We start from the raw sequence: 26,267 nt of genomic DNA on the forward strand, positions 1-26,267 counted from the left end.
CCGTGCAGACCACATCACCCCCCACGCTCCCCTGGTACCGCCAGGTCAGCCGCACCCAGTGGAAGTCGTTCTTCGCCGCCTGGATCGGCTATGTCCTCGACGGCTTCGACTTCGTGCTGATCACCCTCGTGCTGACGGAGATCAGTGACGAGTTCGGCCTGAGCACGGTGCAGGCGGCCAGCCTGATCTCCGGCGCGTTCATCACCCGCTGGCTGGGCGGGGCGGTGCTCGGCGCCATCGGTGACCGGTACGGCCGCAAACTCTCCATGGTGCTGAGCATCCTGCTGTACTCGGTGGGTACGTTCGCCTGCGGGTTCGCGTGGAACTACCACAGTCTGTTCGCCGCCCGGCTGGCCATCGGCATGGGCATGGCCGGTGAGTACAGCGCCAGCTCCACGTACGTCATGGAGAGCTGGCCCGCCGGGATGCGCAGCCGGGCCAGCGGCTTCCTGATCTCCGGCTTCTCGGTCGGTTCGGTGCTCGCCGCCCAGGTCTACAACTGGGTGGTCCCCTCCCTCGGCTGGCGCTGGATGTTCTATCTGGGCCTCGTCCCGATCGTCATCGCGCTGTGGATGCGGCGCGCGCTGCCGGAGGCCGAGGAGTGGACGGAGTCCGTCGCGGAGAAGGGCGCCAGGCCCAATCCGTTCGGGCCGCTGTTCGTCACCCGCGGCCGGGCCACGGCCAACACGGTGCTGGTCGTCGTCGCCACGGTCTCGCTGTTCCTCGTCTTCACGCCCGACGGCGCCGGGATGGTGCCGGTGCTCTCGGTGATCGCCGGTCTCTCGCTCGCCGCGTTCGCCGTGCAACTGGGCGGCAGGCGGAGCTGGGTGCTGTATCTGTCGATGATCGTGACGCTGTTCTTCGCGTTCCTGTACTCGTGGCCGATCCAGGCGCTGCTGCCGACGTATCTGAAGACCGAGCTGGGCTACAGCACGGACCAGGTCACCGACGTCCTGTACTTCGCCGGTTTCGGCACCATGGTCGGCTGCTGGGTCGCGGGCTTCCTGGGCGACCGGATCGGGGCGAAGAAGGCGTACGCGCTGACCCTGCTGGCCTCGCTGGCCTTCGTCTATCCGGTGTTCGCCGTGCAGAACAACCTGCTGGTGCTCGGCATCCTGCTCTTCCTGCTCCAGGCGACGAGCTTCGGCATCTCCGGGCTGCTGCCGCGCTACATCGGCGGGCACTTCCCGACGGCGAGCCGGGGCGCGGCGCTCGGCTTCACGTACAACGTGGGCGCTCTCGGCGGGGCCGTCGCCCCGGTCCTCGGCGCGCGTCTCGCCTCCGGCATGGACCTGGGTCAGGCACTGGCGGTGCTGACGTTCGCGGGCACGGTGATCGTGGTGGTGCTGGTCGGCCTCGACGTACCGGCGCGGCTGAACCGGCTGACGGACCCGGACTCCACGCCGGACCACCTCGCGCCGGCGACGGCGGAGGAACCCGCGCCTGTGGCGCGGCAGGCCACCTGACCCGGCGCAGATGTGCGGCCGCGCCGCAGGGTGTTCCGCGCGGTGGTGGCGTTCTCAGACCGCGATGCGCTCGAAGACCGCGGCGAGGCCCTGGCCGCCGCCGATGCACATCGTCTCCAGGCCGTAGCGCGCCTCGCGGCGGTGCAGTTCCCTGGTCAGCGTGGCGAGGATGCGGGCGCCGGTGGCGCCGACGGGGTGGCCGAGGGAGACTCCGGAGCCGTTCACGTTGATCCGCTCCTCGTGGTCCTTCTCGCCGAGTCCCAGTTCGCGGGTGCAGGCCAGCACCTGGGCGGCGAAGGCCTCGTTGAGCTCGATCAGGTCCAGGTCGGCGAGGGTGAGCCCGGCGCGGGCGAGCGCCGTGCGGGTGGCGGGGACGGGGCCGATGCCCATAGTGGCGGCGGGGACCCCGGCGCGGGCGAAGGAGACGAGCCGGACGAGCGGGGTGAGGCCGAGCCGTTCCGCGGTGGCGGCGCTGGTCACCAGGCAGGCGGCGGCCGCGTCGTTCTGGCCGCTGGCGTTGCCCGCGGTGACGGTGGCCGCCGGGTCGGCCTTGCCCATGACCGGGCGCAGGGCCGCGAGCTGTTCGGCGGTGGTGTCCGGGCGCGGGTGCTCGTCGGCGGTGACCACCGTCTCGCCCTTGCGGGTGCGTACGGTGACGGGGACGGTCTCCGCCTCGTACCGCCCCTCGGCCGCGGCCCGGCCGGCGCGCCGCTGCGAGCGCAGGGCGAGGGCGTCCTGGTCGGCGCGGCTGATGCCGTACTCCCGTCGCAGGTTCTCGGCGGTCTCGATCATGCCGCCGGGCACGGGGTGGTTGATGCCGCCCGCGGTGACCCGGCCCCGGGCGAGCGAGTCGTGCAGCTGGAGGCCGGGGCCCTTGATGCCCCAGCGGCCGTCGTGCGTGTAGTAGGGGGCGGCGCTCATCACGTCGACGCCGCCCGCGATCACCACCTCGCTGAAGCCGGCCCTGATCTGCATCGCCGCGTCGAGGACGGCCTGCAGTCCGGAGCCGCAGCGGCGGTCGATCTGCGTGCCGGTGACGGACTGCGGGAGCCCGGCGTCGAGCGCGGCGACCCGGCCGATGGCGGGGGCGTCGGCGGACGGGTAGGCGCTGCCGAGGATCACCTCGTCGACCCGGTCCGGGTCGATTCCGGTGCGGGCGACGACCTCGGCGATGACGAGCGCGGCGAGGGAGGCCGGCGCCTGCCCCGCGAGCGCTCCGCCGAAGCGGCCGATGGGGGTGCGCAGCGGTTCGCAGATCACGACATCGTTCTGGTCGGGCACGGCGGGACCTTTCCGGGAAGGGGGACGGGGTGGGAGTGGGGGACGGGGAGGGAGTGGGGGCGGAGGGAAGGACGGATTAGAGGACGGAATCGGGGCGGGGTGAAGGCGGCAAGGGTGTGGGGTGACCCTTGCACCCGGCGACTGAGCCGGTCCAATATCCAGTTCCCCCTGATTCGAGACGCAGCGCGTCTCAATCGGGGCGAGCGGTCACGAGGACGGCGTGGGCAGGGCGTCCTCCGCGACGGCGAGCACCGCGCGCAGGGCGGCGGACGGGTTGTCGGCCCGCCAGGCCAGAGCCGCCTGGCGCCGGATGGGCGGGCCGGCGAGCGGGCGGTAGACGAGGCCGTTCTGCTGGATGTGCTGGACGGAGGTGACGGTGAGGGTCACCCCGACGCCCGCGGCGACCAGCGCCAGAATCGTGTACGAGTCGGGGGCCTCCTGCACCACCCGCGGGTTGAACCCGGCGGCCTCGCAGGCCCCGACCATCGCGTCGCGCACGGTCGAGCCGGTGTTGGCGGGGAACACGACGAACGGCTCCTCGGCCAGGACCCCGATGGAGACGCTGTCCCGGTCGGCGAGCGGGTGGTCGGAGGGGAGCGCGCAGACGAGCTCCTCCTCGTCGATCACCCGGTGGGACACGCCCGGCTGGGTCACCGGCAGCCGGACGAACCCCAGGTCAAGCGAGCCGTCCGCGACCCGCGCCAGCGCGACGTTGGCGTAGGTCTGGCCCGTCATGACCAGCTCGATGCCGGGGTGGGCGGCGCGCACCGCCCGGGTCAGCCGGGGCAGCGTCTCGTGGCTGGAGGCGCCCGCGAAGCCGATGCTGACCCGCCCGTACTCGCCGCGGCCCGCGGCCTTCGCGGCCCGTACCGCGATGTCGAGGTCGTCGAGCACGGTCCGTACGGGCTGGAGGAACGACTCCCCCGCGCTGGTGAGCCGCACCGAGCGGGTGTTGCGCTCGAAGAGCTGGACGCCGAGCTCCTTCTCCAGCTGCCGGATCTGCTGGCTCAGCGGCGGCTGGGCCATCTGGAGCCGCTTGGCGGCCCGGCCGAAGTGCAACTCCTCGGCCACGGCGACAAAAGCGGACAGATGACGCAGTTCCATACCCGCCCCTCACCTCGGCGATCATTGATTAATCAGCCGTCTTGATCCGACCTTAATTTGGTATTGGACAGCAATCAATGGCCGCTGGCACGGTAGGGCGACGCGCACGCACCGCGGGGCGCGACGACGCACACGCAGCGGAGGAGCACCGTGGCCAGGACGGGCCGGAAGGACAAGACGATGTCGATGAGGGCGGCGATCGCCGGCTTCGTCCACGACGGTGACACCGTCTGCCTCGAAGGCTTCACCCATCTCATCCCGACCGCCGCGGGTCACGAGATCATCCGCCAGGGCCGCCGGGACCTGACGGTCATCCGGATGACCGCGGACATCGTGGTGGACCAGATGCTCGCCGCGGGGTGCGTGACGCGCCTGGTCTCCTCCTTCGTGGGCAACTCCTCGGCCGGTTCGCTCGGTGAGCTCCGCCGCCGTGTCGAGAGCGCCGACCCGGCACCGCTCGCCTTCGAGGAGTACAGCCACTACGGGATGATCTGCCGCTATCTCGCCGGTTCCCAGCGGCTGCCGTTCTATCCGCTGCGCTCCTACGCGGGCAGCGATCTGCCGTCCGTCAACAGCGATCTGCGCAAGGTCACCTCGCCCTATCCGGGGCCGGACGGCGAACCCGAGCAGATCTATGTCGTACCGCCCGTCAACCCGGACGTGACGATCATCCACGCGCAGCGCGCCGACCGCAGCGGCAACACCCAGATATGGGGCCTGACCGGCATTCAGGCCGAGGCGGTGTACGCGGCGGAGAAGGCGGTCGTCGTCGTGGAGGAGATCGTGGACGACGAGGTGATCCGCTCGGACCCGAACCGCACCCTGGTCCCCGCCCACGCGGTCGACGCGGTCGTCTGCTGCCCGCGCGGCGCGCATCCGTCCTTCGCCCAGGGGTACTACGACCGGGACAACGCCTTCTACCGGGCCTGGTCGCACATCAGCAAGGATCCGCGGCGGCTCCAGGACTGGCTGGACGAGTGGGTGCGCGGAACGGCCGACCACGCGGAGTACGTCGAGAAGCTCGGCGAGGAGTTCTGGGCCGGGCTCGCGGTCGGCGAGGCGCTCAGCGAACCGGTGAACTACGGGCGCCGGCTGTGAGCACCCACGGGCCCCGGACGGATCCGCACACGGGACACGGAAGGAACGGGTCATGACCACCACCGCACCGGGCACCATCACCTCGTCCGAACTGCTCGCCGTCGTCGCCTCCCGCGAACTGGCCGCGCGCCGCACGGTGTTCGCCGGGATCGGCCTGCCGACCCTCGCCACCGAACTGGCCCATCTGACGGTCGCCCCGGACATCGAGGTGGTGTACGAGTCCGGGGTCTGCGGCGCCCACCCCTCGCGGCTGCCGGAGACCATCGCCGACGCCGTCCTGATCACGGGGGCGGAGGCGGTGATCTCGATGCCGATGCTCTTCGGCTGTGTGCTCCAGGGCGGCCATATCGATGTCGGGTTCCTCGGGGCCGCGCAGATCGACCGCTGGGGCAGCCTCAACACCTCGGTGATCGGCGACTGGGAGAGCCCGTCGGTCCGTCTGCCGGGTTCCGGGGGCGGGGTCGAGGTGATGGCCAACTCCCGCGAGGTCTTCGTGGTGATGCGCCGTCACGATCCGCGCTCCTTCACCGCGGAGCTGGACTTCTGCACCACGCCCGGACCGGACCGCGCACTGGCCGAGGGCATCCGGCCACTGGGCGCCGGAGTCACCCGCGTCATCACCGAACTGGGCATCCTGGCCCGTGAGGGGGTGGGCGAGGAGCTGCGGCTGGTCGCCGTCCACCCGGGCGTCACCGTCGAGCAGGTCCGGGCGGCCACCGGCTGGGACCTCCGGGTCGCCGGCACGGTCGAGGAGGTGCCACCCCCGACACGGGACGAGCTGCGGCTGCTGCGCGAGGATGTCGACCCGGACCGTGTGTATCTCCGCTGACCCGCCCGATCCGCACGATCCGCCCGATCCGCCCGATCCGCACGACCCGCCCGATCCGCACGACCCGCCCGATCCGCACGATCGGCCCGTCCACCAACCCGAGAGGCCCCCACTGCCATGCGTATCAGGATCGTCGGAGCCGGAGCCATGGGCCGCGGCATCGCCCAGTGGGCGGCCGCCGCCGGACACACCGTCGAGCTGTGCGACGTACGGCCGGAGGCGGTGACCGAGGCGGCCGGCTTCGTGCGCTCCATGCTGGAGCGGGCCGTGCAGAAGGGCCGGATGTCCGCCGGGGACGCGGCGGCCGCCGTGGACCGGCTGATCCCGCTTGCGGACCCGTGGGCCGAGGGCCCGGAGGTCGAGCTGGTCATCGAGGCCGTACGGGAGGACCTCGCCACCAAGACGGAGGTCTTCGGCCGGCTGGAGCGGGTGCTGCCCGCCTCGGCCGTGTTCGCGACCAACACCTCCTCACTGTCCGTGACCCGGATCGGCGCCGCGCTGAAGGACCCGACGCGGCTGGCCGGGCTGCACTTCTTCAACCCGGTTCCCCTGATGCGGATCGTCGAGGTAGTGCCGGGCGCGGCCACCCGCCCCGGCATCCCGCCGCTGCTGACGGCGCTCGTGGAGAGCTGCGGGCACCGCGCGGTCACGGTCGCCGACACCCCCGGCTTCCTCATCAACCACGCCGGGCGCGGGCTGGTCACGGAGGCGCTCGCGCTGCTGGAGGAGACCGTGAGCGACCCGGCGGGCATCGACCGGATCGCACGGGACGTACTCGGCCTGCGAATGGGCCCGTTCGAGCTGATGGACCTCACCGGGCTCGACGTGACGGCAGCGGTGATCGACTCGATCTGGGAGGGCTTCCGGTATGAGGACCGGCTGCGCCCCTCCTACCTGACCCCGAACCGGGTGGCGGCCGGTCTGCACGGCCGCAAGACCGGACGCGGCTGGTTCGCGTACGGCCCCGAGGCGCCCGCCCCGGCCGCGGAGGCGCCCGTCACGGGTGACCCGGACCGTCCGGTGCACGTCTTCGCCGCCACAGGGGACGAGCGGGACGCCGCCGCCCTGCGCGAGGCGCTGACCGCCGCGGGCGCCACGGTCGAGTCCGGCCCGGAGCCCTCGACCGAGGCCCTGGTGCTGGTCCCGGTCTGGGGCACCACGGTCGCCTCCGCGGTGGCCGCGCACCGGCTGCCGGCCGGGCGCACCTTCGGGGTGGACCCGCTGCCCGCGGCCGGGCGCCGCCGGGTCCTCGCCGTGACACCGGCCGCGGAAGCGGGTGCCGCGCGGGACGCCCGCGCGGTACTGGCACGGGCATCGGACGACGGCGAGCCGTTCGCGGTGTCGGTGGTACGGGACACGGCGGGCTCGGTCGCCCAGCGGCTGCTCGCGTCGATCGTGTCGGTCTCGGCGTCCATCGCGGAACGCGCCCTGGCGACCCCGGCCGATATCGATCTGGCCGTCACGACCGGTCTGGGCTATCCGGTCGGCCCGCTGGCCTGGGGCGACCGGATCGGCGCGGCCCGGCTGCTGGAGCTGCACCGGGCCCTGTACGCGACGACCGGCGACCCGCGCCACCGCCCGACCCGCTGGGTCACCGAACGCGCCGCGCTGGGCCTGGCCCTGACGGACCCCGGCACGTCCCCGGCGGACTGCCTGGTCGGCACGGAGAGCAACAGCACGGTATGAGCGGACAGCTATGTCACGGGGCGGACAGCTATGTCACGGGGCGGACATCGCCCTAGGTGGGCGGGGACATGACCGATTCGTTCAAGACCGCGGGCCGGCTACCGGCCTACCGTCGGACCATGACTCCACGACTCGACGCGATCTCCATCACCACCGCGGATCTGGCCGCCTCGCTCGCCTTCTACCGCCTGCTCGGCCTCGACATCCCCGACGGCGCGGAATCCGCGCCCCATGTCGAAGTCACGCTCCCGGGCGGGCGGCGCCTGCTGTGGGACACCGAGGACGTCGTGCGCTCCTTCGACCCGGAATGGGCGGCGGCGAACGGCGGGGAACGCCTCGGGCTCGCCTTCCTCTGCGACGGTCCGGCGGAGGTCGACTCCGTCTACGCGGAACTGACCGGCGCCGGATACCGGGGGCACCTGAAGCCGTGGGACGCCGTGTGGGGGCAGCGGTACGCGGCGGTGCTGGACCCGGACGGCTGTGCGGTGTCGCTGTTCGCCGCGACACCCTCCTGAGGCGGCGCGGATCAGAGGTCCCCGGCGTCGGCCGTCAGGGCCGGCACCCGGAGCGCGGCGGACTCCTTGCGACGGGGATCACCGTGTCGACTACCACTGAGGTATTCGCGGGAGCGCACGCCGCACCGGCCGCCGGGGAGGGGCGGGCATCCGGCGCGCGCGGCTGCGGCTAGCGCGCGGCGAAGTACCCCGTCAGGGTGGTTCCGGCCAGTTCGCGCATCTCCCGGGCGAGATGCGCCTGGTCGGCGCAGCCCGCCGCGAGCGCGGACTCGGCGTACGGCGTTCCGGACCGTACGAGAGCCAGGGCGCGCTGGAGCCGCAGGATCCGGGCGAGCGTCTTGGGGCCGTATCCGAAGGCCGCCAGCGAGCGGCGGTGCAACTGGCGCGCGCCGAGGCCGACCGCCTGTGCCGTGTCCGCGACGGACCGGCCGCTGCCCAGTTGCCCGGCGACGTACCGCATCGCCGGGTCCGGCGGCGCGGTACCGGCCGCCCTGCGCAGGGCGATCTCCTCCAGGGCCGCCGCCGGGTCGGCTGCCTCGGCGACCCGCTCGGTGAGTTCCCGGACCTCCGCGTCCGGCCACAGCCCGGCCAACGCGATCCTGCGGTCACGCAGTTCGTGCGCGGGCACGCCGAGCAGGGCGGGCGCCGTACCCGGAGCGAAGCGGATGCCCGCGACACCGCCGCCGTCGCTCACGGACGCGGGTGCCGCGCGGGTGTCCGGGCCCGCGACGAGCAGCCGGCCGCCGATCCAGAGCAGGTCCATGCAGCCGTCGGGCAGCACCGGATGGGCCGCACCCCGCGGCACGGTCAGGGACCACACCCGCGCACCGTCCATCCGCGACGCGCGCTCTTCGTACCTGTCGCCCATGGCACCGGTCTCGTCGGCGGACACGGCCGCTCTCACTCGCTGGGCCGGTACGGCTTGTCCGTCTCCTTCTCGCGGCCCGGCTGGAGCCTGGACTTCACGTCGTCGGGCGGCAGGAACCGGGACCACCGCTCCGGGAACTCGGACGGCATGTAGGGGCTGTCACCCTCGTCACCGTCGTCCTCCTCGTCGTCGTCCACGCTGTCGTTCCAGCTCTCCGCCCGGGTGCGGGCCACGAACTCCGCCGCCTGGACCGCGCGCACCCGGTCGTTGGCCGCACGTGCCGCGGCCGTCGCCACCGAGGGCCACACCCGGTCGATGGCCGCGTTGACGGCGGCTCCCACCAACACCGCGAACGCGGAGATGCCGATCCACAGCAGTACGGCGATCGGCGCGGCCAGGGAGCCGTAGATCGTCGGCCCCTCGACCGTACTGGTGAGGTAGATCCGCAGCAGGAAGCTGCCCAGCACCCAGATCGCGAGCGCCATCAGCGCGCCCGGTGTGTCCTCGATCCAGGGCGAGCGGACGGGGACGGACACGTGGTAGAGCGTCGTCAGGAAGGCGATGGACAGGAGTATCACCAGCGGCCAGTACAGGACGCTCAGGACCTCCGTGCCCCAGGGGATGAACTCCACGACCCGGTCGGGGCCGACCACCAGGAGCGGCAGCACGACCGCGCCCAGCAGCAGCGCCACCACGTACAGGAGGAAGGCGAGCATCCGGGTCTTGACGATGCCGCGCTGGCCGTCGAGCCCGTACATCACGGTGATGGTGTCGATGAAGACGTTGACCGCGCGGGAGCCGGACCAGAGCGCGATCGCGAAACCGATCGAGATGACATCGGGCCGGGCCCCGGTGGTGACGTCCTCCAGGAGCGGCTTGGCGAAGTCGTTGACGCCCCGCTCGGAGAGCACGGTCTGCGCGGCACCGAGGATGTTGTGCTCGATGGAGGCGACCGTGGTGGTGCTGGTCCACGCGTCGACGTAGCCGAGCAGGCCGATCAGTCCCAGCAGCAGCGGCGGCAGGGACAGCAGGGTGAAGAACGCCGCCTCGGCGGCGAGTCCCAGAATGCGGTACTCCATGCACGAGTTGACGGTGTCCTTGAGCAATTGCCAGACCATCTGCCGCTTGGAGACGTTGCGGTAGAGGACTCGCGCCCGGTGGAGCCGGCCCGGTGGCCGCTCGGGTGTTTCGTTTGCTGCCTGCACCTCCTTACCGTATCGGCATGGCAGCCACCACCCACACAGTGTCCAACCAGGCCCCTCCCCTGCTCGGCTACGACGTCTTCGCCGCGGACCGGGCCCTCACCGAAGCCGTGGACCGGCATCTCCCGCCGGAGCTGCTCGACGACGCGCGGGCCGGTCTCGTCCGGCTCGGCCGGTCCGCCGGCTCCGCGCAGGCGCAGCGGTGGGGTGCGCGGGCGAACGAGAATCCGCCCCGGCTGCGCACCCATGACCGGTACGGGAACCGCGTCGACGAGGTGGAGTTCCATCCGGCCTGGCACCGGCTGCTCGGCCATGCCGTCTCCGCGGGTCTGACCGACGCCTGGGACCGGCCTGGCGGTCATGTGCGCCGGGCGGCCGGTTTCCTGGTGTGGACGCAGGCCGAGGCGGGCCACGGCTGTCCGCTCTCGATGACCCATGCGGCGGTGCCCGCGCTGCGCACCGATCCGGCGACGGCCGCCGAGTGGGAGCCGCTGCTGACCTCGCACGTGTACGAGGAGGGGCTGCGGCCGGCCGCGGACAAGGCCGGGGTGCTTCTCGGGATGGGCATGACGGAGAAGCAGGGCGGCACGGACGTGCGGTCCAACACGACCCGTGCCGAACCCCTGTCCGGTGCGGGTGAGTATCTGCTCACCGGGCACAAGTGGTTCTGCTCGGCGCCGATGTCCGACGCGTTCCTGGTGCTGGCCCAGGCCCCCGCCGGTCTGACCTGTTTTCTGCTGCCCCGGGTGCTGCCCGACGGCACCCGCAACACGTTCGCGATCCAGCGGCTCAAGGACAAGCTGGGCAACCGGTCCAACGCATCGGCCGAGGTCGAGTTCGACGGTACGTGGGCGCGCCGGGTCGGTGAGGAGGGGCGCGGGGTGCGCACGATCATCGACATGGTGGCGGCGACCCGGCTGGACTGTGTGATCGGTTCGGCCGCGCTGATGCGGCAGGCGGTGGCGCAGGCGGTCCACCACGCCACGTACCGCCGCGCGTTCGGCGGGGTGCTGGTCGACAAGCCGCTGATGCGCAATGTGCTGGCCGATCTGGCGCTGGAGTCGGAGGCGGCGACGGTGCTGGCGATGCGGCTGGCGGCCGCGTACGACGCCGGGACCGCGAGCGAGCTGGCGTTCTTGCGGATCGCGGTGCCGGCGGCCAAGTACTGGGTGACGAAGCGGTGCACGCCGATGGTGGGCGAGGCGCTCGAATGCCTGGGCGGCAACGGCTATGTGGAGGAGTCGGGGATGCCCAGGCTGCTGCGCGAGGCGCCGCTCAACTCGGTCTGGGAGGGATCGGGGAACGTACAGGCGCTGGATGTGCTGCGGGCGCTCCAGCGCGAGCCGATGGCGCTGAACGCGTTCCTCTCCGAGGTCGGCCGGGCGCGCGGCGCCGATCACCGGCTGGACCGGGCGATCAAGGATCTGCTGACCGAGCTCGCGGATCTGGAGGGGATCGAGGCGCGGGCGCGGCGGCTGGTGGAGCGGATGGCGCTGGTGCTCCAGGGTTCGCTGCTGGTGCGCTGGGCGCCGCCGGAGGTCGCCGACGCGTTCTGCGCGTCACGGCTGGGCGGGGACTGGGGCTCGGCGTTCGGGACGCTGCCGCACACTCTCGACCTGGCCTCGGTCGTGGAACGGGCGCGGCCCGTGGAGCGTTGACGTGAGGGGGCCGGTCCGCCGGACGGGCCCGGGGCAGCAACAGGGGGTGGTGCTGCGCCGACACGGCACCACCCCCCATGCTGTACACACCGGGCTGCGAGGCCGAGGCCGCGCCGTCCGGTGTACCGCCACTCTTGTACGGACCGGGGGGCGTCGCCAGAGTTGCAGAGGGTTGCAACCATTGTGTGGAGTTGCGGTACCCGGGACCCCGGCAGCGGCAGGATGGGGCCCGCGGCCTTGACACGGGAAACAAGAGGCTCCAGGGGGGATCCGGCATGGAGGCACGTCCTGTCGATGTGATGCGGCTGGCTGTCCGGGAGTCGGACCGGGCCGTGCGCCTGGTCCGCCGGGCCCGTGAGGCCCGGCTGGCGGGCGAGCGCGTGCCGGTCGCGCCGCGGGCCGAGATCGGGGCCTCGTGGGACCGGGCGCTGCGCAGCGGGGTCGATCCGGAGAAGTCCACCCACAGCGTCCGGCTGGAGCCGGACGAGATCGAGCGCCGGCGCCGCGGTTCGGCGCTGGGTGAGGTGATGCCGCTGCTCGGCGACGCCCTGGCGGCGATCGCGGACGCCTCGCAGCAGATCATGGTGGTCACCGATGTGGAGGGCCGGGTGCTGTGGCGCCAGGGCAACACGGCGGTGCTGCGCCGGGCCGACGACATCTGTCTGGCCGAGGGCGCCGCCTGGTCGGAGGAGAGCACCGGTACCAACGCGATCGGCACGGCGATCGCCGCGCGCGCCCCGGTGCAGGTCCACTCCGCGGAACACTTCGTGCGCAGTCTGCACGGGTGGACGTGCGCGGCGGCCCCGGTGCGCGATCCGCGGGACGGCCGGCTGATGGGGATCGTCGACATCAGCGGGCCCGCGTCCACCTTCCATCCGACGACGCTCGCCCTGGTCGGCTCGGTGGCCCGGCTGGCCGAGAGCGAGATCAGGACCCGGCATCTGGAGTCGATCGACCGGCTGCGCTCGGTGGCGGCGCCGATGCTGTGCCGGCTGGGCGGCCGGGCGATGGCCGTGGACGCCCACGGCTGGCTGGCGGCGGTCACCGGGATGCCGCCGGTGGACCGGCTGCCGCTGCCGAAGTCCCTCCAGCCGGGCCGGGTGTGGCTGCCCTCGCTCGGGATGTGCCGGGTGGAGCCGCTGCCGGGCGGCTGGCTGGTGCAGGTGGCGGACGGCGCGACGGACAGCCCGCCGCGCCGGGTCGTGCTCGATCTGAGCCGGTCGCGCGGCCTCGCGGTGAACGTGGTGAGCCCGGTGGGGACCTGGTCCCAGCGGCTCTCCCCGCGCCACGCCGAGCTGTTGTTCGCGCTGGCGCTGCACCGGGAGGGGCGTACCGCGTCCGAGCTGGCGGAGGACATCTTCGGCGATCCGACCCGGACGGTGACGGTGCGGGCCGAGATCTCCCGGCTGCGGCGTCATCTCGCGGAGGTGCTGGCGCACCGCCCGTACCGCTTCGGTGAGGGCGTCGAGGTGGAGGTGATCCACCCGGAGCACCCGGCCGATCTGCTGCCGCGTTCGAAGGCCCCGGTGGTGACGGCGGCGCGCAGCGCCCGCTGAACGGTGTTCTCGCAGGTCCTGGGCGTCCGCCTGCCGGGACCGGCTTGGGGCGGGGCCGCGGGGCATGGTTTTCTGGCAGTCATGAGCAACCCCACGCGCCCCGCCGAACCGACCGCCGAGGTGACCGTCTGGTCCCTGGAGCAGACCTCCCCCGATGATCTGCGGCCCTCCGCTGTGCCGGAGGGCGACATCCGGATCGTCCGGTCCGGGATACCGCTGCCCGAGTTCAGCCGCTTCCTCTACACGGCGGTCGGCGGCGACATCCGGTGGACGGACCGGCTGACGATGACGTACGCGCAGTGGCAGGAGGCGCTGGACCGGCCCGGCGCGGAGACCTGGGTGGCGTACGCGGACGGCACACCGGCCGGGTACATCGAGCTGGACCCGCAGGAGGACGGCGTGGTCGAGATCATGTACTTCGGTCTCATCCCGGCGTTCCGGGGGCGCCGGATCGGCGGCCATCTGCTCTCGTACGGGGCGGCCCGCGCCTGGGACCTGGCGGAGCGGTGGCCGCGGCGCCCGGCGACGAAGCGGGTGTGGCTGCACACCTGTTCCAAGGACGGGCCGCACGCCATGGACAACTATCTGCGCCGCGGCTTCCGGCTCTTCGACACCAGGACCGAGCTGGAACCCGAGGCGGCCACTCCGGGTCCGTGGCCGGGTTCCGGCCGGGAGCTGCTTCCGTAACCGTTCGCTCATGGGAAATGCACGTGGTTGTCCGGTTATCCGGATGGCCGGGCGCCCGTCACTTCCGTGACGGGCGCCACACTGTCTCACCTGTCGGGACAGTCTCGTCCACATCATGGATAGTGGTGGACTGGTCCGAGATTCGCGTGACACGCTTCCGTCATGTCTGGAACTGGAATTGCCTTGGTGAGTCGACGCCACGTCGACCTCGGCCGCATGTCCAGCGCCATCTGTCCGGCGAGCTGAGAGTCTCCAGCACCGCCGCGATCCCCTTTTCTCTGCAAACCCTGCGCACCGCCGCGCCCAGACGCGAGTGTGCAGTTCAGAGCCGCCCTCCTGCAGTCCCGAAGGACGTACTGTCATGGCCGCTACCCCGGAACAGCCTGCGCCCGCCACCCCTCGCCGCAAGGCGGGACGCCACCGTGGCGAAGGTCAGTGGGCCCTGGGGCACCACACCCCCCTCAACGGCAATGAGCAGTTCAAGAAGGACGACGACAGTCTCAACGTGCGGACACGCATTGAGACGATCTACTCCAAGCGCGGGTTCGACTCGATCGACCCCAACGACCTTCGCGGACGCATGCGTTGGTGGGGCCTGTACACGCAGCGCAAGCCCGGCATCGACGGCGGCAAGACCGCGATCCTGGAGCCGGAGGAGCTGGACGACCGGTACTTCATGCTCCGGGTCCGCATCGACGGCGGCCGGCTGACGGCGGCGCAGCTGCGGGCCATCGGTGAGGTCTCGCGGGATTACGCTCGGGGCACCGCCGATGTCACCGACCGGCAGAACATCCAGCTGCACTGGATCCGCATCGAGGACGTCCCGGCCATCTGGCAGAAGCTGGAGGCCGTCGGCCTGTCCACGACGGAGGCCTGCGGCGACTGCCCCCGTGTGATCATCGGCTCCCCGGTGGCGGGGATCGCCGCCGACGAGATCATCGACGGGACCCCGGCGGTCGACGAGATCCACGACCGCTACATCGGCAGCAAGGAATTCTCCAACCTGCCGCGCAAGTTCAAGACCGCGATCTCCGGCTCGCCCGTGCAGGACGTGGTCCACGAGATCAACGACATCGCCTTCGTCGGTGTCGTTCACCCCGAGCACGGCCCCGGCTTCGACCTCTGGGTCGGCGGCGGTCTCTCGACCAACCCCCGGCTCGCCGAACGCCTGGGCGCCTGGGTGCCGTTGGACGAGGTCTGCGACGTCTGGGCCGCAGTGGTCGGGATCTTCCGGGACTACGGATACCGGCGGCTGCGCACCCGCGCCCGGCTGAAGTTCCTGATGGCCGACTGGGGACCCGTCAAGTTCCGCCAGGTGCTGGAGGACGAGTACCTCAAGCGGCCGCTGCTCGACGGCCCCGCCCCCGAGCAGCCCAGCAGCCGCTGGCGCGACCACGTGGGCGTCCACCAGCAGCAGGACGGGCGCTTCTACGTCGGGTTCGCGCCCCGCGTCGGCCGGGTCGACGGTCCCACCCTGATCAAGATCGCCGATCTGGCCGCCGCGCACGGATCGGACCGGCTGCGCACCACCGTCGAGCAGAAGATGCTGATCCTCGACGTGGAACCGGACCGGATCGAGTCGCTGTCCGCCGGACTCGAGGAGCTCGGCTTCCAGGTGAAGCCGTCCCCCTTCCGCCGCGGCACGATGGCCTGCACCGGCATCGAGTACTGCAAGCTGGCGATCGTCGAGACCAAGGCGCGCGGTGCCTCGCTCATCGACGAACTGGAGCGCCGCCTCCCGGAGTTCGACGAGCCGCTCACCATCAACATCAACGGCTGCCCCAATGCCTGCGCCCGCATCCAGACCGCCGACATCGGCCTCAAGGGCCAGCTCATGCTGGACGGCGAGGGCAACCAGGTGGAGGGCTACCAGGTGCACCTGGGCGGCGCGCTCGGCCTGGAGGCCGGATTCGGGCGCAAGGTCCGCGGTCTGAAGGTCACTTCGGCCGAACTGCCCGACTACGTCGAGCGGGTCCTGGGGAACTTCCAGAAGGAGCGCGAGCACGACGAGCGCTTCGCGACCTGGGCGGCACGCGCCAGTGCGGAGTCGCTGTCATGAGCGAGCGCGCCGCGCCGTTCCACTGCCCCTACTGCGGTGACGAGGACCTGCGCCCGCACGAGACGGGGCACGGGGCCTGGGAATGCGCCTCCTGCAACCGAGCGTTCCAGCTGAAGTTCCTGGGCCTGCTGACCCGGGGACTGGCGCGTAACGACGTTGAAGAGGACGGGATATGACGGACACTCTGAAGATCGAGGAGCTCACGTCGCACGACCTCAGGGACCTGGCCGAGCGGGCCGGCCGCGAGCTGGAGGACGCCTCCGCACCGGAGATCCTGCGGTGGGCCACCCAGACCTTCGGGCCGCGTTTCTGCGTCACCTCATCGATGGAGGACGCGGTCGTCGCGCACCTCGCCTCCCGGGCCCTGCCCGGCGTGGACGTGGTCTTCCTCGACACCGGATACCACTTCCCCGAGACGATCGGCACCCGCGACGCGGTGGAGGCGGTGATGGACGTCAACCTCATCACCCTGACCCCGCGCCAGACCGTGGCCGAGCAGGACGCGCAGTACGGGCCGAGGCTGCACGACCGCGACCCCGACCTCTGCTGCAAGCTGCGCAAGGTCAAGCCGCTGGAGGAGGGCCTGACCTCGTACACGGCCTGGGCGACCGGGCTGCGCCGCGACGAGTCCCCCACCCGGGCGAACACCCCGGTGGTCGGCTGGGACGAGAAGCGGCAGAAGGTCAAGGTCTCGCCGATCGCCCGCTGGACCCAGGACGACGTGGACGCGTACGTCGCGGAACACGGAGTGCTCACCAACCCGCTGCTGATGGACGGTTACGCCTCCGTGGGGTGCGCACCCTGCACCCGCCGGGTGCTGGAGGGCGAGGACGCACGCGCCGGCCGCTGGGCCGGGCGCGGGAAGACCGAGTGCGGGCTGCACGGCTGATGACGACTGATCAGGAGACTTCGATGAGCGTGACGGAGACGGGAGCCACCATCTGGCTGACCGGTCTGCCGAGCGCGGGCAAGACCACCATCGCGTACGAACTCGCCGGGCGGCTGCGCGGCGAGGGCCACCGGGTGGAGGTGCTGGACGGCGACGAGATCCGGGAGTTCCTCTCCGCGGGCCTCGGCTTCTCCCGCGAGGACCGGCACACCAACGTCCAGCGGATCGGCTTCGTCGCCGGACTGCTGGCGGCCAACGGCGTGAAGGTCCTGGTCCCGGTCATCGCACCGTACGCGGACAGCCGGGACGCGGTCCGCAAGCGGCACCAGGCCGAGGGCACCGCGTACCTGGAGGTGCATGTCGCCACTCCGGTCGAGGTGTGCTCGGTGCGCGATGTGAAGGGGCTTTACGCCAAGCAGGCGGCGGGCGAGATCAGCGGGCTGACCGGGGTGGACGACCCCTACGAGGCTCCCGAGTCTCCGGATCTGCGGATCGAGTCGCACCAGCAGACCGTGCAGGAGTCCGCGGCGGAGCTGTACGCGCTGCTGAGCGAGAGGGGTGCAGCGTGACGACCGTCGCGACTGTGTCGGAAGGCACCGACAATCCGTACGCACTCAGCCACCTGGACTCCCTGGAGTCCGAGGCGGTGCACATCTTCCGTGAGGTGGCGGGGGAGTTCGAGCGGCCGGTGATCCTGTTCTCCGGCGGCAAGGACTCGATCCTGATGCTGCACCTGGCGCTCAAGGCGTTCGCGCCCGCGCCGGTGCCGTTCACGCTGCTGCACGTGGACACCGGGCACAACTTCCCCGAGGTCCTGGAGTACCGGGACCGCACGGTCGCCGAGCACGGGCTGCGGCTGCACGTGGCCTCCGTGCAGGAGTACATCGACGCCGGGAAGCTCCGCGAGCGCCCCGACGGCACCCGTAACCCGCTGCAGACCGTGCCGCTGACCGAGGCGATCCAGCAGCACCGCTTCGACGCCGTGTTCGGCGGCGGCCGCCGCGACGAGGAGAAGGCGCGCGCCAAGGAGCGGGTCTTCTCGCTGCGCGACGAGTTCTCCCAGTGGGACCCGCGCCGCCAGCGCCCCGAGCTGTGGCAGCTGTACAACGGCCGGCACGCCGCCGGTGAGCACGTCCGGGTCTTCCCGATCTCCAACTGGACCGAGCTCGACGTGTGGCAGTACATCGAGCGCGAGGGCATCGAGCTCCCGCAGATCTACTTCGCCCATGAGCGCGAGGTCTTCAACCGCTCCGGGATGTGGCTGACCGCGGGCGACTGGGGCGGCCCCAAGGAGCACGAGAGGACGGAGACCCGGCAGGTCCGCTACCGCACGGTCGGCGACATGTCCTGCACCGGCGCCGTCGACTCCGACGCCACCACGCTGGACGCCGTGATCACCGAGATCGCCGCCTCCCGGCTCACCGAGCGGGGCGCGACCCGCGCCGACGACAAGATGTCCGAGGCCGCGATGGAAGACCGTAAGCGCGAGGGGTACTTCTAACATGACCACACCCATCCAGCCGGCCGAGCTGCTGTCGACCACGACCCTGCTGCGGTTCGCCACCGCGGGGTCCGTGGACGACGGCAAGTCCACCCTCGTGGGACGGCTGCTGCACGACTCCAAGTCGGTCCTCACCGACCAGCTGGAGGCGGTCGAGGACGCGTCCCGCAAGCGTGGTCAGGAGGCGCCCGACCTGGCGCTGCTGACCGACGGGCTGCGGGCCGAGCGCGAGCAGGGCATCACCATCGACGTCGCCTACCGCTACTTCGCCACCACCCGGCGCCGGTTCATCCTCGCCGACACCCCGGGCCATGTGCAGTACACCCGCAACATGGTGACGGGCGCCTCCACCGCCGAGCTGGCCGTGGTCCTGGTCGACGCCCGCAACGGGGTCGTCGAGCAGACCCGCCGGCACGCCGCCGTCGCCGCCCTGCTCCGCGTCCCGCACGTGGTGCTGGCCGTGAACAAGATGGACCTGGTCGACTACGCGGAGCCGGTGTTCGCCGCCATAGCCGAGGAGTTCACCGCCTACGCGGCCTCCCTGGGCGTCCCGGAGATCACCGCGATCCCGATCTCCGCCCTGGCCGGCGACAACGTCGTGGAGCCGTCCGCCCACATGGACTGGTACGGCGGCCCGACCGTCCTGGAGCACCTGGAGACGGTCCCGGTCAGCCACGACCTCACCACCTGCCACGCCCGCTTCCCGGTCCAGTACGTCATCCGGCCGCAGACCGCCGAGCACCCCGACTACCGGGGCTACGCGGGCCAGATCGCCGCCGGCGCGTTCCGGGTCGGCGAGCCCGTCACCGTACTGCCCTCCGGCCGTACGTCGACGATCGCCGGGATCGACCTGCTCGGCGACAGCGTCGACATCGCCTGGGCCCCGCAGTCGGTGACCGTACGGCTCACCGACGACATCGACGTCTCGCGCGGCGACCTGATCGCACCGTCGGACGACGCCCCGGCGGTCACCCAGGACATCGAGGCGACGGTCTGCCATGTCGCGGACCAGCCGCTCACCGTGGGCCAGCGGGTGCTGATCAAGCACACCACCCGCACGGTCAAGGCGATCGTCAAGGACATCCCGTCCCGCCTCACCCTGGACGACCTCTCGCAGCACCCGGCCCCGGGGCAGCTCGTCGCCAACGACATCGGCCGGGTCGTGGTGCGTACCGCCGAGCCGCTCGCGCTCGACGCGTACGCCGACTCGCGCCGCACCGGCTCCTTCCTGCTGATCGACCCGGCGGACGGCACCACCCTGTCGGCCGGCATGGCGGGCGCCTCGTTCGCCGCCGTCACGCGGGCCCCGGCCCCGGCGGGCGACGACGCCGAATGGGACTTCTGATGAGCACCGACATCTTCTCGACCTTCGCGAAGGAGGGCGGCCGCGTCGGCAGCGGCGCCCTCGGCAGCGGCCAGGGCGGGGTTGCGCGATGTGCGCGATGACGTACGCGCACCGCCTGCGCGCCCGGCAGCACCAACCGCACCGCCCGCAAGGCCAGTTCAGACGAAGACCTGCCGACCTCCCGGCCGCGTCCCCGGACTTCCGAGGGACGTGAGCGCCGGGCCTCCGAGAGGAAATCCTCCCGTGTCTGCCCCCCGTACCACGCTGCGCCGCAGCATCGCCGCTGCCGCCGCCCTGCCGCTGCTCGCCGTGGCACTCACCGCCTGCGGCTACGGCTCCGACGCCAAGGACGACGACGCCAAGAAGGCGAACGTCTCCGCCGGCGGCAAGAAGCTCTCCGCGGACTCCGTGAAGATCGGCTACTTCCCGAACCTCACGCACGCCACCGCCCTGGTCGGCATCCAGGAAGGCATCATCGCCAAGGAGCTCGGCTCCACCGAGGTCAAGCCCTCGACGTTCAACGCGGGCCCGTCCGAGATCGAGGCGCTCAACGCCGGTTCCATCGACATCGGCTTCATCGGCCCCTCGCCCTCCATCAACGGCTTCACGAAGTCCAAGGGCAAGAGCCTGCGCATCATCGGCGGTTCGGCCTCCGGCGGGGTGAAGCTGGTCGTCGACCCGAAGAAGATCAAGACCCTGGACGACCTCAGGGGCAAGAAGATAGCCACCCCGCAACTCGGCAACACCCAGGACGTGGCGTTCCTCAACTGGGTCTCCGAGAAGGGCTGGAAGGTCGACGCCCGGAGCGGCAAGGGCGACGTCTCCGTGGTCCGCACGGACAACAAGGTGATACCGGACGCCTACAAGTCCGGTTCCATCGACGGCGCCTGGGCGCCGGAGCCGACCGCCTCCAAGCTGGTCGCACAGGGCGCGAAGGTGCTCCTGGACGAGTCGACGCTGTGGCCGGACAACAAGTTCGTCATCACGAACATCATCGTGTCGCAGAAGTTCCTCGACCAGCACCCGGACGTCGTCGAGGCGGTGCTGCGCGGTTCGGTCAACACCAACAAGTGGATCAACGCCGACCCGGACCGGGCGAAGGCCTCCGCCAACGCCGCGCTCAAGACGCTGTCCGGCAAGGAACTGCCGGCGGACGTCATCGACCCGGCGTGGAAGTCGATCCAGTTCACCGACGACCCGCTGGCCGCCACGCTCGACGCGGAGGCCAAGCACGCGGTGAAGGCCGGTCTGCTGGACGAGCCGGACCTGGCGGGCATCTACGACCTGAAGCCGCTGAACAAGATCCTCAAGGCCGCGGGCAAGCCCGAGGTCGCCGACGCCGGTCTCGGCGTCAAGTAAGCACCCGACCGTTCCAGGATCTCCCAGGAGGTGACGACCATGGCCACGACCACGCTCACCAAGGCCGAGGACCGTACGGCGGTCGGGCACGCGGCCCGTATCGACCACGTCTCGAAGTCCTTCGGCGGACCGGAGGGGCAGCAGCTCGTCCTGGACGACATCACACTCGATGTCGCTCCCGGCGAGTTCGTCACCCTCCTGGGGGCCTCCGGGTGCGGCAAGTCGACACTGCTCAATCTGGTGGCCGGACTCGACCGCCCGACCGCGGGGTCCATCGAGACCCCCGGCGGGCGGCCGGCCCTGATGTTCCAGGAGCACGCCCTCTTCCCGTGGCTGACCGCGGGCAAGAACATCGAACTGGCGCTGCGGCTGCGCGGCGTACCGAAGCAGGAGCGCCGCACCGAGGCGGAGCGGCTGCTCGAACTCGTCCGGCTGGGCGGGGCGTACGGCAAGCGGGTGCACGAGCTCTCGGGCGGTATGCGCCAGCGGGTGGCGATGGCCCGCGCGCTCGCCCAGGACAGCCAACTGCTGCTGATGGACGAGCCGTTCGCCGCGCTCGACGCCATCACCCGGGATGTGCTGCACGACGAGCTGACCCGGATCTGGCGCGAGACGAACGTCTCGGTCCTCTTCGTCACGCACAACGTGCGCGAGGCGGTCCGGCTCGCCGAACGGGTCGTCCTGCTCTCCTCGCGGCCGGGCCGGATCGCGCGGGAGTGGACGGTCGACATCGAGCAGCCGCGCCGCATCGAGGACACCGCCGTGGCGGAGCTCTCCGTCGAGATCACCGAACAACTGCGTGGGGAGATCCGCCGACATGGCCAGCACTGAGACCACCGCCAAGGGCAGCGCCGCCGGGGACAGTGCCCCCAAGGACGCCGACCGGGACATGGCCGGCCTCGAAGCGGGGCTCGACGCCCTCGACGCGGTGCGGGTGACCCGGACCCCGGTGCGCCAGATGCTGGTGCAGAAGGTGCTGCCTCCGGTGGTGGCCGTCGCACTGGTGCTCATCATCTGGCAGATCCTGATCTGGGCGAAGGTCACCGACGACTACAAGCTGCCGTCGCCGGCCCACGTCTGGGACGAGGTGTCCAACGCCTGGGCCCAGGGCACCCTGCTCGGCTACATCTGGACCAGCGTCTCGCGCGGTCTGCTCGGCTTCCTCCTCGCACTCGTCATCGGCACCCCGCTGGGGCTGCTGGTCTCGCGGGTCAAGGTGGTGCGCGCGGCGATCGGCCCGGTGCTCTCGGGTCTCCAGTCGCTGCCGTCGGTGGCGTGGGTGCCGCCCGCGGTCATCTGGCTGGGTCTGGACGACCGGATGATGTACGCGGTGATCCTGCTGGGCGCCGTCCCGTCGATCGCCAACGGTCTCGTCGCCGGTGTCGACCAGATCCCGCCGCTGCACCTGCGGGCCGGCCAGACGCTGGGCGCCACCGGGCTGCGCGGCACCTGGCACATCGTGCTCCCGGCTTCCCTGCCCGGCTATCTGGCGGGGCTGAAGCAGGGCTGGGCGTTCTCCTGGCGCTCGCTGATGGCCGCCGAGATCATCGCCTCGTCGCCCGATCTGGGCGTGGGGCTGGGGCAGTTGCTGGAGCAGGGCCGTGAGACCAGCAGCATGTCGATGGTCTTCCTCGCCATCTTCCTGATCCTGATCGTCGGTATCGCCATCGATCTGCTCATCTTCAGTCCGCTGGAGCGGTGGGTGCTTCGCAGCCGCGGTCTCCTGGTCAAGAGCTGAGAGACGCCATGACTCCCGCGGTCCTCCTCGTCATCGCCCACGGCAGCCGCGATCCCCGGCACGCCGCGACCGTGCACGCGCTCACCGCGCGGGTACGGGCGCTACGGCCGGGGCTGCGGGTGGAGACGGGGTTCCTGGACTTCAACGCGCCCTCGGTGCCGCGGGTCCTGGAGCGGCTGGCCGGGCAGGGAGCGGATGAGGTGGTGGCGCTGCCGCTGCTGCTCACCCGGGCCTTCCACGCCAAGTCCGACATCCCGGCGGTACTGCGGGAGGCCCGCGCCGGGCTTCCGCGGCTGCGGGTGCGGCAGGCCGAGGTGCTCGGCCCCTCGCCGCTGCTGAACTCCGCCCTGGAACGGCGGTTGTACGAGGCCGGGGTCCGCCCCGGCGACAGAGGCTCGACCGGGCTCGTCCTGGCCTCGGCGGGCTCCACCGACCCGGAGGCGATCGCAGTGATCGCTGAAATCGCGCGGGAGCTGCGGCACACCGGTTGGTGTTCCGTGCGGCCTGCGTTCGCCTCCGCATCTCTCCCCCGGACCGGGGACGCCGTACGGGCCCTGCGCACCGAGGGGGTGCGCCGGGTGGCGGTCGCCCCGTACGTGATCGCGCCCGGCCGCCTCCCGGACCGCATCGCGGCGGGGGCGGCCGAGGCCGGCGCGGAGGTCCTGGCCGGGGTGCTGGGCCCGTCGCCGGAGCTGGCGCGGCTGCTGCTCGACCGGTACGACGAGTCCCTGGTGCCGGCCGCCCGGATGGCGTCGCTCAGCGCGTAGCCCCGCTCAGCCGACGTCGAGGCCGCCCGTGCGGGTGCGCTTGAGCTCGAAGAAGTCCTCGTGGCCGGCGAGCACCCGGAAGCTGTCGAACAGCAGCGCCGCCTTCTCGCCGCGCGGCACCGCCCGCAGCACCGGGCCGAACCAGACGCTCCCGTCGACATGGATGGTGGGCGTACCCACGTATCCGTCCGCCTCCGGGTCCTTGCCCGCGTCATGGCTGCGCCGCAGTGCCGCGTCGAAGGTGTCCGTGTGCGCGGCGGCCGCCAGCCCGGCGGGCAGACCCAGCTCGTCGAGGGACTGGGCGATCACCTCGTCGAAGTCCTCGTTCTTCCGCTGGTGGATCCGGGTGCCGAACGCCGTGTACAGGTCGCGCAGGACACCGTCGCCGTGCTGCTCGGCCGCCGCGGCGGCGACGCGCACCGGGCCGATCGACTTGTCGACCAGGGTGCGGTACCAGTCGGGGAGTTCGTTGCCGGTGTTGTGCAGGTAGAGGCTCATCACGTGGAAGCGGAGCTCGATGTCGCGCCGCTGCTCCACCTCCAGCATCCAGCGCGAGGTGATCCAGGCGAACGGGCAGGCCGGGTCGAACCAGAAGTCGACGGCGGGCCTGCCCGGGTCCGGGCTGCGGTGAGTGGTCATGACATGAGCGTAGCCAGCCGGTGGCGCAGCTCAACGGGCCATTGGGCGGACGTCCGGCTGGGCCACTTTCAGGCGGCGGTCCACTGCGGACCGCGCCCGCTCAGGGCGAGGGCCCGCTCGAATCCGGACGGCCGGTCCTCGACGGGGATCTCGGCGGCGAAGCCTTCGTACTGCCGGTAGAGCCCGGCGGTCCGGGTTCCGGCCGCGGGCACCTCGCCGGGCCGCACGAAGGCCGCGGTCACCGCAAGGTCGCTCCCCGGAACGGAAGTTGCGTCCGCCATCCAGACTACTGTTTCTCTCATGACCTCCGTACTCCGTTCCCCCGACGACTCCTTCCTCCTCGGCGGCGAGCTGCCCGTGCGCCGTCTCGGCTACGGCACCGCGCAGCTGACCGGCCCCGGGTACTGGGGTCCCCCCGGCGACCGGCAGAAGTCGCTGGCCGTGCTCAGGGCGGCGGTCGACCAGGGCGTGACCCTGATCGACACCGCAGAGAACTACGGCCCCGAGGTGGCCGAGGAGCTGGTCGCCGAGGCGCTGCACCCGTACCGCGACGATCTGGTGATCGCGACCAAGGGCGGCGTCGTACGGACCAGTGACAGCGCCTGGCACGTCGCGGGGCGGCCCGAGGAGCTGCGGGCGATGTGCGAGAGCAGTCTGCGCCGGCTGCGGACCGACCGGATCGACCTCTACCAGCTGCACCGGCTGGATCCGCAGGTGCCGATGGCCGAGCAGCTGGGCGCTCTGGATGCGCTGCGGCAGGAGGGTAAGATCCGGTACATCGGTCTGGACACCCTTACCGCCGACCAGCTGGAGCAGGCGCTCTCCCTGACCGGGATCGTCTCGGTGCAGAACCGCTTCAATCTCCTGGACCGTTCGTCGGACGCGGTACTGAAGGTGTGCGAGGCCCACGGCCTGGCCTTCCTGCCCTGGTTCCCGCTGGCGAACGGCGCGCTGACCGGCGAAGGCGCCGCGGCGCTCGCCGGGGTCGCGGAACGCCACGGTGCCACCCGCGGGCAGATCGCCCTCGCCTGGCTGCTGCACCACTCCCCCGTGCTCTGCCCGACTCCGGGCACCGGTTCGCCCGCCCATCTCGCGGAGAACCTCCGGGCCCGGGAGATCCGGCTGTCGACCGATGACATGAGCCTCCTGGAGGCGCTCGCATCCGCATGAAGGAGTACCGCACGTGACCACCACCGCCGCTGTCGCCCCGTCTTCTCCCACGGCCCCGGTCCCGGTGATCAGGGCCGACGGCGTCACGCTCGTGCGGGACGGCAAGGTCCTGCTCGACTCGGTGTCGCTGACCGTGCGCGGCGGGGAGCACTGGGCGCTGCTCGGCGCCAACGGCGCGGGCAAGAGCACTCTGCTGGGGCTGCTCGGCGCGATCAGGCATCCCACCCGGGGCGCGGTGGAGGTGCTGGGCCGCACCATCGGCCGGGTCGATCTGCGGGAGCTGCGGACGCTGCTGGGGCATGTCGATCCGCGCCATCCGCTGCGTTCCCCGCTGTCGGTGAACGAGGTGGTGCTGACGGGGCTGACCAACTCGGTCGAGCCGGTGCCGCGCTGGTCGGCGAGCCCGGAGCAGCGGGAGCGGGCGGCGCGGCTGCTGAAGATGCTGGGCATGGGCGGCAAGGAGGGGGCGCGCTGGCCCGCGCTGTCGCAGGGCGAGCGGGGCCGTACGCTCATCGCCCGTGCTCTGATGCCGCAGCCCCGGCTGCTGCTGCTGGACGAGCCGGCCACCGGTCTTGACCTGGCCGCCCGGGAGCAGTTGCTGGACAGTCTGGACGCGCTGCGCGTGGAGCACCCGGAGCTGGCGACGGTGCTGGTCACCCACCATCTTGAGGAGCTGCCCGCCTCCACCACCCACGCGATGCTGCTGCGCGGCGGCCGGTGTGTGGCCTCGGGGCCGGCGGACGAGGTGCTGACCACCGATCAGGTCAGCGACTGCTTCGGTCATCCGGTACGGATCTCCCGCACGGACGGCCGGTGGACGGCGCGGGCCCAGCGGGCCGCCCGCCGCTGA

Annotated in this window: 27 protein-coding genes; 21 read left to right on the forward strand and 6 right to left on the reverse strand. The window is 71.7% G+C overall.

Going from position 1 to position 26,267, the window contains the following annotated elements; genetic code table 11:
• Positions 1-2 precede the first annotated feature (2 nt).
• The gene (locus ACZ6S6_RS08185; RefSeq protein ID WP_469704390.1) at positions 3-1,466 is read left to right on the forward strand and encodes a sialate:H+ symport family MFS transporter; all 1,464 of its coding nucleotides are present in this window, start codon (positions 3-5) and stop codon (positions 1,464-1,466) included.
• 54 nt (positions 1,467-1,520) lie between these two features.
• On the opposite strand, the gene ACZ6S6_RS08190 is transcribed toward ACZ6S6_RS08185, so the two are convergent.
• A complete protein-coding gene (locus tag ACZ6S6_RS08190) occupies positions 1,521-2,747 on the reverse strand; it encodes an acetyl-CoA C-acetyltransferase (RefSeq protein WP_362954742.1) in 1,227 nt (408 codons plus the stop codon).
• Positions 2,748-2,954: 207 nt separating this feature from the next.
• Complete coding sequence (locus ACZ6S6_RS08195) at positions 2,955-3,851, reverse strand: LysR family transcriptional regulator (protein ID WP_469704391.1); 897 nt, start codon at positions 3,849-3,851, stop codon at positions 2,955-2,957.
• 180 nt (positions 3,852-4,031) lie between these two features.
• Here ACZ6S6_RS08195 and ACZ6S6_RS08200 point away from each other — a divergent pair, with 180 nt between their 5' ends.
• From ACZ6S6_RS08200 to ACZ6S6_RS08215, 4 genes are all read left to right on the forward strand, one after another.
• Entirely contained in the window at positions 4,032-4,949 is a 918-nt protein-coding gene (locus ACZ6S6_RS08200) for a CoA transferase subunit A (RefSeq protein WP_469704512.1), read from the forward strand.
• Between the two features lie 52 nt (positions 4,950-5,001).
• Positions 5,002-5,778 carry a CoA-transferase subunit beta gene (locus ACZ6S6_RS08205; protein WP_469704392.1) on the forward strand — a complete coding sequence of 259 codons (777 nt, stop codon included), beginning with the start codon at positions 5,002-5,004 and terminating at the stop codon, positions 5,776-5,778.
• 117 nt (positions 5,779-5,895) lie between these two features.
• Complete coding sequence (locus ACZ6S6_RS08210) at positions 5,896-7,464, forward strand: 3-hydroxyacyl-CoA dehydrogenase (RefSeq protein ID WP_469704393.1); 1,569 nt, start codon at positions 5,896-5,898, stop codon at positions 7,462-7,464.
• A gap of 68 nt (positions 7,465-7,532) precedes the next feature.
• Positions 7,533-7,979 (forward strand): VOC family protein, encoded by a 447-nt coding sequence (locus ACZ6S6_RS08215; protein ID WP_362954750.1) that lies wholly within the window; start codon positions 7,533-7,535, stop codon positions 7,977-7,979.
• Positions 7,980-8,148: 169 nt separating this feature from the next.
• On the opposite strand, the gene ACZ6S6_RS08220 is transcribed toward ACZ6S6_RS08215, so the two are convergent.
• Positions 8,149-8,847 carry a DUF6597 domain-containing transcriptional factor gene (locus ACZ6S6_RS08220; protein ID WP_362954887.1) on the reverse strand — a complete coding sequence of 233 codons (699 nt, stop codon included), beginning with the start codon at positions 8,845-8,847 and terminating at the stop codon, positions 8,149-8,151.
• A 32-nt stretch (positions 8,848-8,879) separates the two neighbouring features.
• Positions 8,880-10,052 (reverse strand): YihY/virulence factor BrkB family protein, encoded by a 1,173-nt coding sequence (locus tag ACZ6S6_RS08225; protein WP_469704394.1) that lies wholly within the window; start codon positions 10,050-10,052, stop codon positions 8,880-8,882.
• A gap of 17 nt (positions 10,053-10,069) precedes the next feature.
• Between ACZ6S6_RS08225 and ACZ6S6_RS08230 the strand changes: the two genes are divergently transcribed.
• The 14 genes from ACZ6S6_RS08230 (at position 10,070) to ACZ6S6_RS08295 (ending at position 23,608) form a co-directional block, all read left to right on the forward strand.
• Positions 10,070-11,707, forward strand: coding sequence for an acyl-CoA dehydrogenase family protein (locus ACZ6S6_RS08230; protein ID WP_469704395.1), 1,638 nt, complete (start codon positions 10,070-10,072; stop codon positions 11,705-11,707).
• 275 nt (positions 11,708-11,982) lie between these two features.
• Entirely contained in the window at positions 11,983-13,263 is a 1,281-nt protein-coding gene (locus tag ACZ6S6_RS08235; RefSeq protein ID WP_362954754.1) for a helix-turn-helix domain-containing protein, read from the forward strand.
• 81 nt (positions 13,264-13,344) lie between these two features.
• A complete protein-coding gene (locus ACZ6S6_RS08240; RefSeq protein WP_469704396.1) occupies positions 13,345-13,950 on the forward strand; it encodes a GNAT family N-acetyltransferase in 606 nt (201 codons plus the stop codon).
• 162 nt (positions 13,951-14,112) lie between these two features.
• Positions 14,113-14,196: a putative leader peptide gene (locus tag ACZ6S6_RS08245; RefSeq protein ID WP_309486338.1), complete on the forward strand. Its 84-nt coding sequence runs from the start codon at positions 14,113-14,115 to the stop codon at positions 14,194-14,196.
• 115 nt (positions 14,197-14,311) lie between these two features.
• Entirely contained in the window at positions 14,312-16,009 is a 1,698-nt protein-coding gene (locus ACZ6S6_RS08250; RefSeq protein ID WP_362954758.1) for a nitrite/sulfite reductase, read from the forward strand.
• Positions 16,006-16,185, forward strand: coding sequence for a hypothetical protein (locus tag ACZ6S6_RS08255; protein WP_362954760.1), 180 nt, complete (start codon positions 16,006-16,008; stop codon positions 16,183-16,185). The genes ACZ6S6_RS08250 and ACZ6S6_RS08255 overlap by 4 nt, the downstream gene beginning before the upstream one ends.
• On the forward strand, positions 16,182-16,898 hold the full coding sequence (locus ACZ6S6_RS08260; protein ID WP_469704397.1) for a phosphoadenylyl-sulfate reductase: 717 nt from the start codon (positions 16,182-16,184) through the stop codon (positions 16,896-16,898). Before ACZ6S6_RS08255 ends, ACZ6S6_RS08260 begins: the two co-directional genes overlap by 4 nt.
• 23 nt (positions 16,899-16,921) lie before the next feature.
• A complete protein-coding gene (gene cysC / locus ACZ6S6_RS08265; protein ID WP_385026274.1) occupies positions 16,922-17,467 on the forward strand; it encodes an adenylyl-sulfate kinase in 546 nt (181 codons plus the stop codon).
• Positions 17,464-18,399: a sulfate adenylyltransferase subunit CysD gene (gene cysD, locus ACZ6S6_RS08270; RefSeq protein ID WP_362954764.1), complete on the forward strand. Its 936-nt coding sequence runs from the start codon at positions 17,464-17,466 to the stop codon at positions 18,397-18,399. Before cysC ends, cysD begins: the two co-directional genes overlap by 4 nt.
• A gap of 1 nt (position 18,400) precedes the next feature.
• On the forward strand, positions 18,401-19,744 hold the full coding sequence (locus ACZ6S6_RS08275) for a sulfate adenylyltransferase subunit 1 (RefSeq protein ID WP_362954766.1): 1,344 nt from the start codon (positions 18,401-18,403) through the stop codon (positions 19,742-19,744).
• Between the two features lie 243 nt (positions 19,745-19,987).
• Positions 19,988-21,103 (forward strand): aliphatic sulfonate ABC transporter substrate-binding protein, encoded by a 1,116-nt coding sequence (locus ACZ6S6_RS08280; protein WP_362954768.1) that lies wholly within the window; start codon positions 19,988-19,990, stop codon positions 21,101-21,103.
• A 39-nt stretch (positions 21,104-21,142) separates the two neighbouring features.
• Positions 21,143-21,934, forward strand: coding sequence for an ABC transporter ATP-binding protein (locus ACZ6S6_RS08285; RefSeq protein WP_362954770.1), 792 nt, complete (start codon positions 21,143-21,145; stop codon positions 21,932-21,934).
• On the forward strand, positions 21,921-22,841 hold the full coding sequence (locus ACZ6S6_RS08290) for an ABC transporter permease (RefSeq protein ID WP_469704398.1): 921 nt from the start codon (positions 21,921-21,923) through the stop codon (positions 22,839-22,841). Before ACZ6S6_RS08285 ends, ACZ6S6_RS08290 begins: the two co-directional genes overlap by 14 nt.
• Before the next feature lie 8 nt (positions 22,842-22,849).
• Positions 22,850-23,608: a sirohydrochlorin chelatase gene (locus ACZ6S6_RS08295; RefSeq protein WP_469704399.1), complete on the forward strand. Its 759-nt coding sequence runs from the start codon at positions 22,850-22,852 to the stop codon at positions 23,606-23,608.
• 6 nt (positions 23,609-23,614) lie between these two features.
• Here the strand turns inward: ACZ6S6_RS08295 and ACZ6S6_RS08300 are convergent, their stop codons facing one another.
• Positions 23,615-24,247: a mycothiol-dependent nitroreductase Rv2466c family protein gene (locus ACZ6S6_RS08300; RefSeq protein ID WP_469704400.1), complete on the reverse strand. Its 633-nt coding sequence runs from the start codon at positions 24,245-24,247 to the stop codon at positions 23,615-23,617.
• Positions 24,248-24,315: 68 nt separating this feature from the next.
• Positions 24,316-24,528: a hypothetical protein gene (locus tag ACZ6S6_RS08305; RefSeq protein ID WP_469704401.1), complete on the reverse strand. Its 213-nt coding sequence runs from the start codon at positions 24,526-24,528 to the stop codon at positions 24,316-24,318.
• A 19-nt stretch (positions 24,529-24,547) separates the two neighbouring features.
• Between ACZ6S6_RS08305 and ACZ6S6_RS08310 the strand changes: the two genes are divergently transcribed.
• Complete coding sequence (locus ACZ6S6_RS08310) at positions 24,548-25,417, forward strand: aldo/keto reductase (protein ID WP_469704402.1); 870 nt, start codon at positions 24,548-24,550, stop codon at positions 25,415-25,417.
• A 13-nt stretch (positions 25,418-25,430) separates the two neighbouring features.
• Positions 25,431-26,267: an ABC transporter ATP-binding protein gene (locus ACZ6S6_RS08315; protein ID WP_469704403.1), complete on the forward strand. Its 837-nt coding sequence runs from the start codon at positions 25,431-25,433 to the stop codon at positions 26,265-26,267.

Source organism: Streptomyces sp. NPDC048671, assembly GCF_055587045.1.

Excerpts from the sequence above, each read along its gene's own strand:
- ACZ6S6_RS08195 (WP_469704391.1), bottom strand. The coding sequence starts at position 3,851 with ATGGAACTGCGTCATCTGTCCGCTTTTGTCGCCGTGGCCGAGGAGTTG.
- ACZ6S6_RS08200 (WP_469704512.1), top strand. The coding sequence starts at position 4,032 with ATGTCGATGAGGGCGGCGATCGCCGGCTTCGTCCACGACGGTGACACC.
- ACZ6S6_RS08205 (WP_469704392.1), top strand. The coding sequence starts at position 5,002 with ATGACCACCACCGCACCGGGCACCATCACCTCGTCCGAACTGCTCGCC.
- ACZ6S6_RS08210 (WP_469704393.1), top strand. The coding sequence starts at position 5,896 with ATGCGTATCAGGATCGTCGGAGCCGGAGCCATGGGCCGCGGCATCGCC.
- ACZ6S6_RS08215 (WP_362954750.1), top strand. The coding sequence starts at position 7,533 with ATGACCGATTCGTTCAAGACCGCGGGCCGGCTACCGGCCTACCGTCGG.
- ACZ6S6_RS08220 (WP_362954887.1), bottom strand. The coding sequence starts at position 8,847 with ATGGGCGACAGGTACGAAGAGCGCGCGTCGCGGATGGACGGTGCGCGG.
- ACZ6S6_RS08230 (WP_469704395.1), top strand. The coding sequence starts at position 10,070 with ATGGCAGCCACCACCCACACAGTGTCCAACCAGGCCCCTCCCCTGCTC.
- ACZ6S6_RS08235 (WP_362954754.1), top strand. The coding sequence starts at position 11,983 with ATGGAGGCACGTCCTGTCGATGTGATGCGGCTGGCTGTCCGGGAGTCG.
- ACZ6S6_RS08240 (WP_469704396.1), top strand. The coding sequence starts at position 13,345 with ATGAGCAACCCCACGCGCCCCGCCGAACCGACCGCCGAGGTGACCGTC.
- ACZ6S6_RS08245 (WP_309486338.1), top strand. The coding sequence starts at position 14,113 with ATGTCTGGAACTGGAATTGCCTTGGTGAGTCGACGCCACGTCGACCTC.
- ACZ6S6_RS08250 (WP_362954758.1), top strand. The coding sequence starts at position 14,312 with ATGGCCGCTACCCCGGAACAGCCTGCGCCCGCCACCCCTCGCCGCAAG.
- ACZ6S6_RS08255 (WP_362954760.1), top strand. The coding sequence starts at position 16,006 with ATGAGCGAGCGCGCCGCGCCGTTCCACTGCCCCTACTGCGGTGACGAG.
- ACZ6S6_RS08260 (WP_469704397.1), top strand. The coding sequence starts at position 16,182 with ATGACGGACACTCTGAAGATCGAGGAGCTCACGTCGCACGACCTCAGG.
- cysC (WP_385026274.1), top strand. The coding sequence starts at position 16,922 with ATGAGCGTGACGGAGACGGGAGCCACCATCTGGCTGACCGGTCTGCCG.
- ACZ6S6_RS08275 (WP_362954766.1), top strand. The coding sequence starts at position 18,401 with ATGACCACACCCATCCAGCCGGCCGAGCTGCTGTCGACCACGACCCTG.
- ACZ6S6_RS08285 (WP_362954770.1), top strand. The coding sequence starts at position 21,143 with ATGGCCACGACCACGCTCACCAAGGCCGAGGACCGTACGGCGGTCGGG.
- ACZ6S6_RS08290 (WP_469704398.1), top strand. The coding sequence starts at position 21,921 with ATGGCCAGCACTGAGACCACCGCCAAGGGCAGCGCCGCCGGGGACAGT.
- ACZ6S6_RS08295 (WP_469704399.1), top strand. The coding sequence starts at position 22,850 with ATGACTCCCGCGGTCCTCCTCGTCATCGCCCACGGCAGCCGCGATCCC.
- ACZ6S6_RS08300 (WP_469704400.1), bottom strand. The coding sequence starts at position 24,247 with ATGACCACTCACCGCAGCCCGGACCCGGGCAGGCCCGCCGTCGACTTC.
- ACZ6S6_RS08305 (WP_469704401.1), bottom strand. The coding sequence starts at position 24,528 with ATGGCGGACGCAACTTCCGTTCCGGGGAGCGACCTTGCGGTGACCGCG.
- ACZ6S6_RS08310 (WP_469704402.1), top strand. The coding sequence starts at position 24,548 with ATGACCTCCGTACTCCGTTCCCCCGACGACTCCTTCCTCCTCGGCGGC.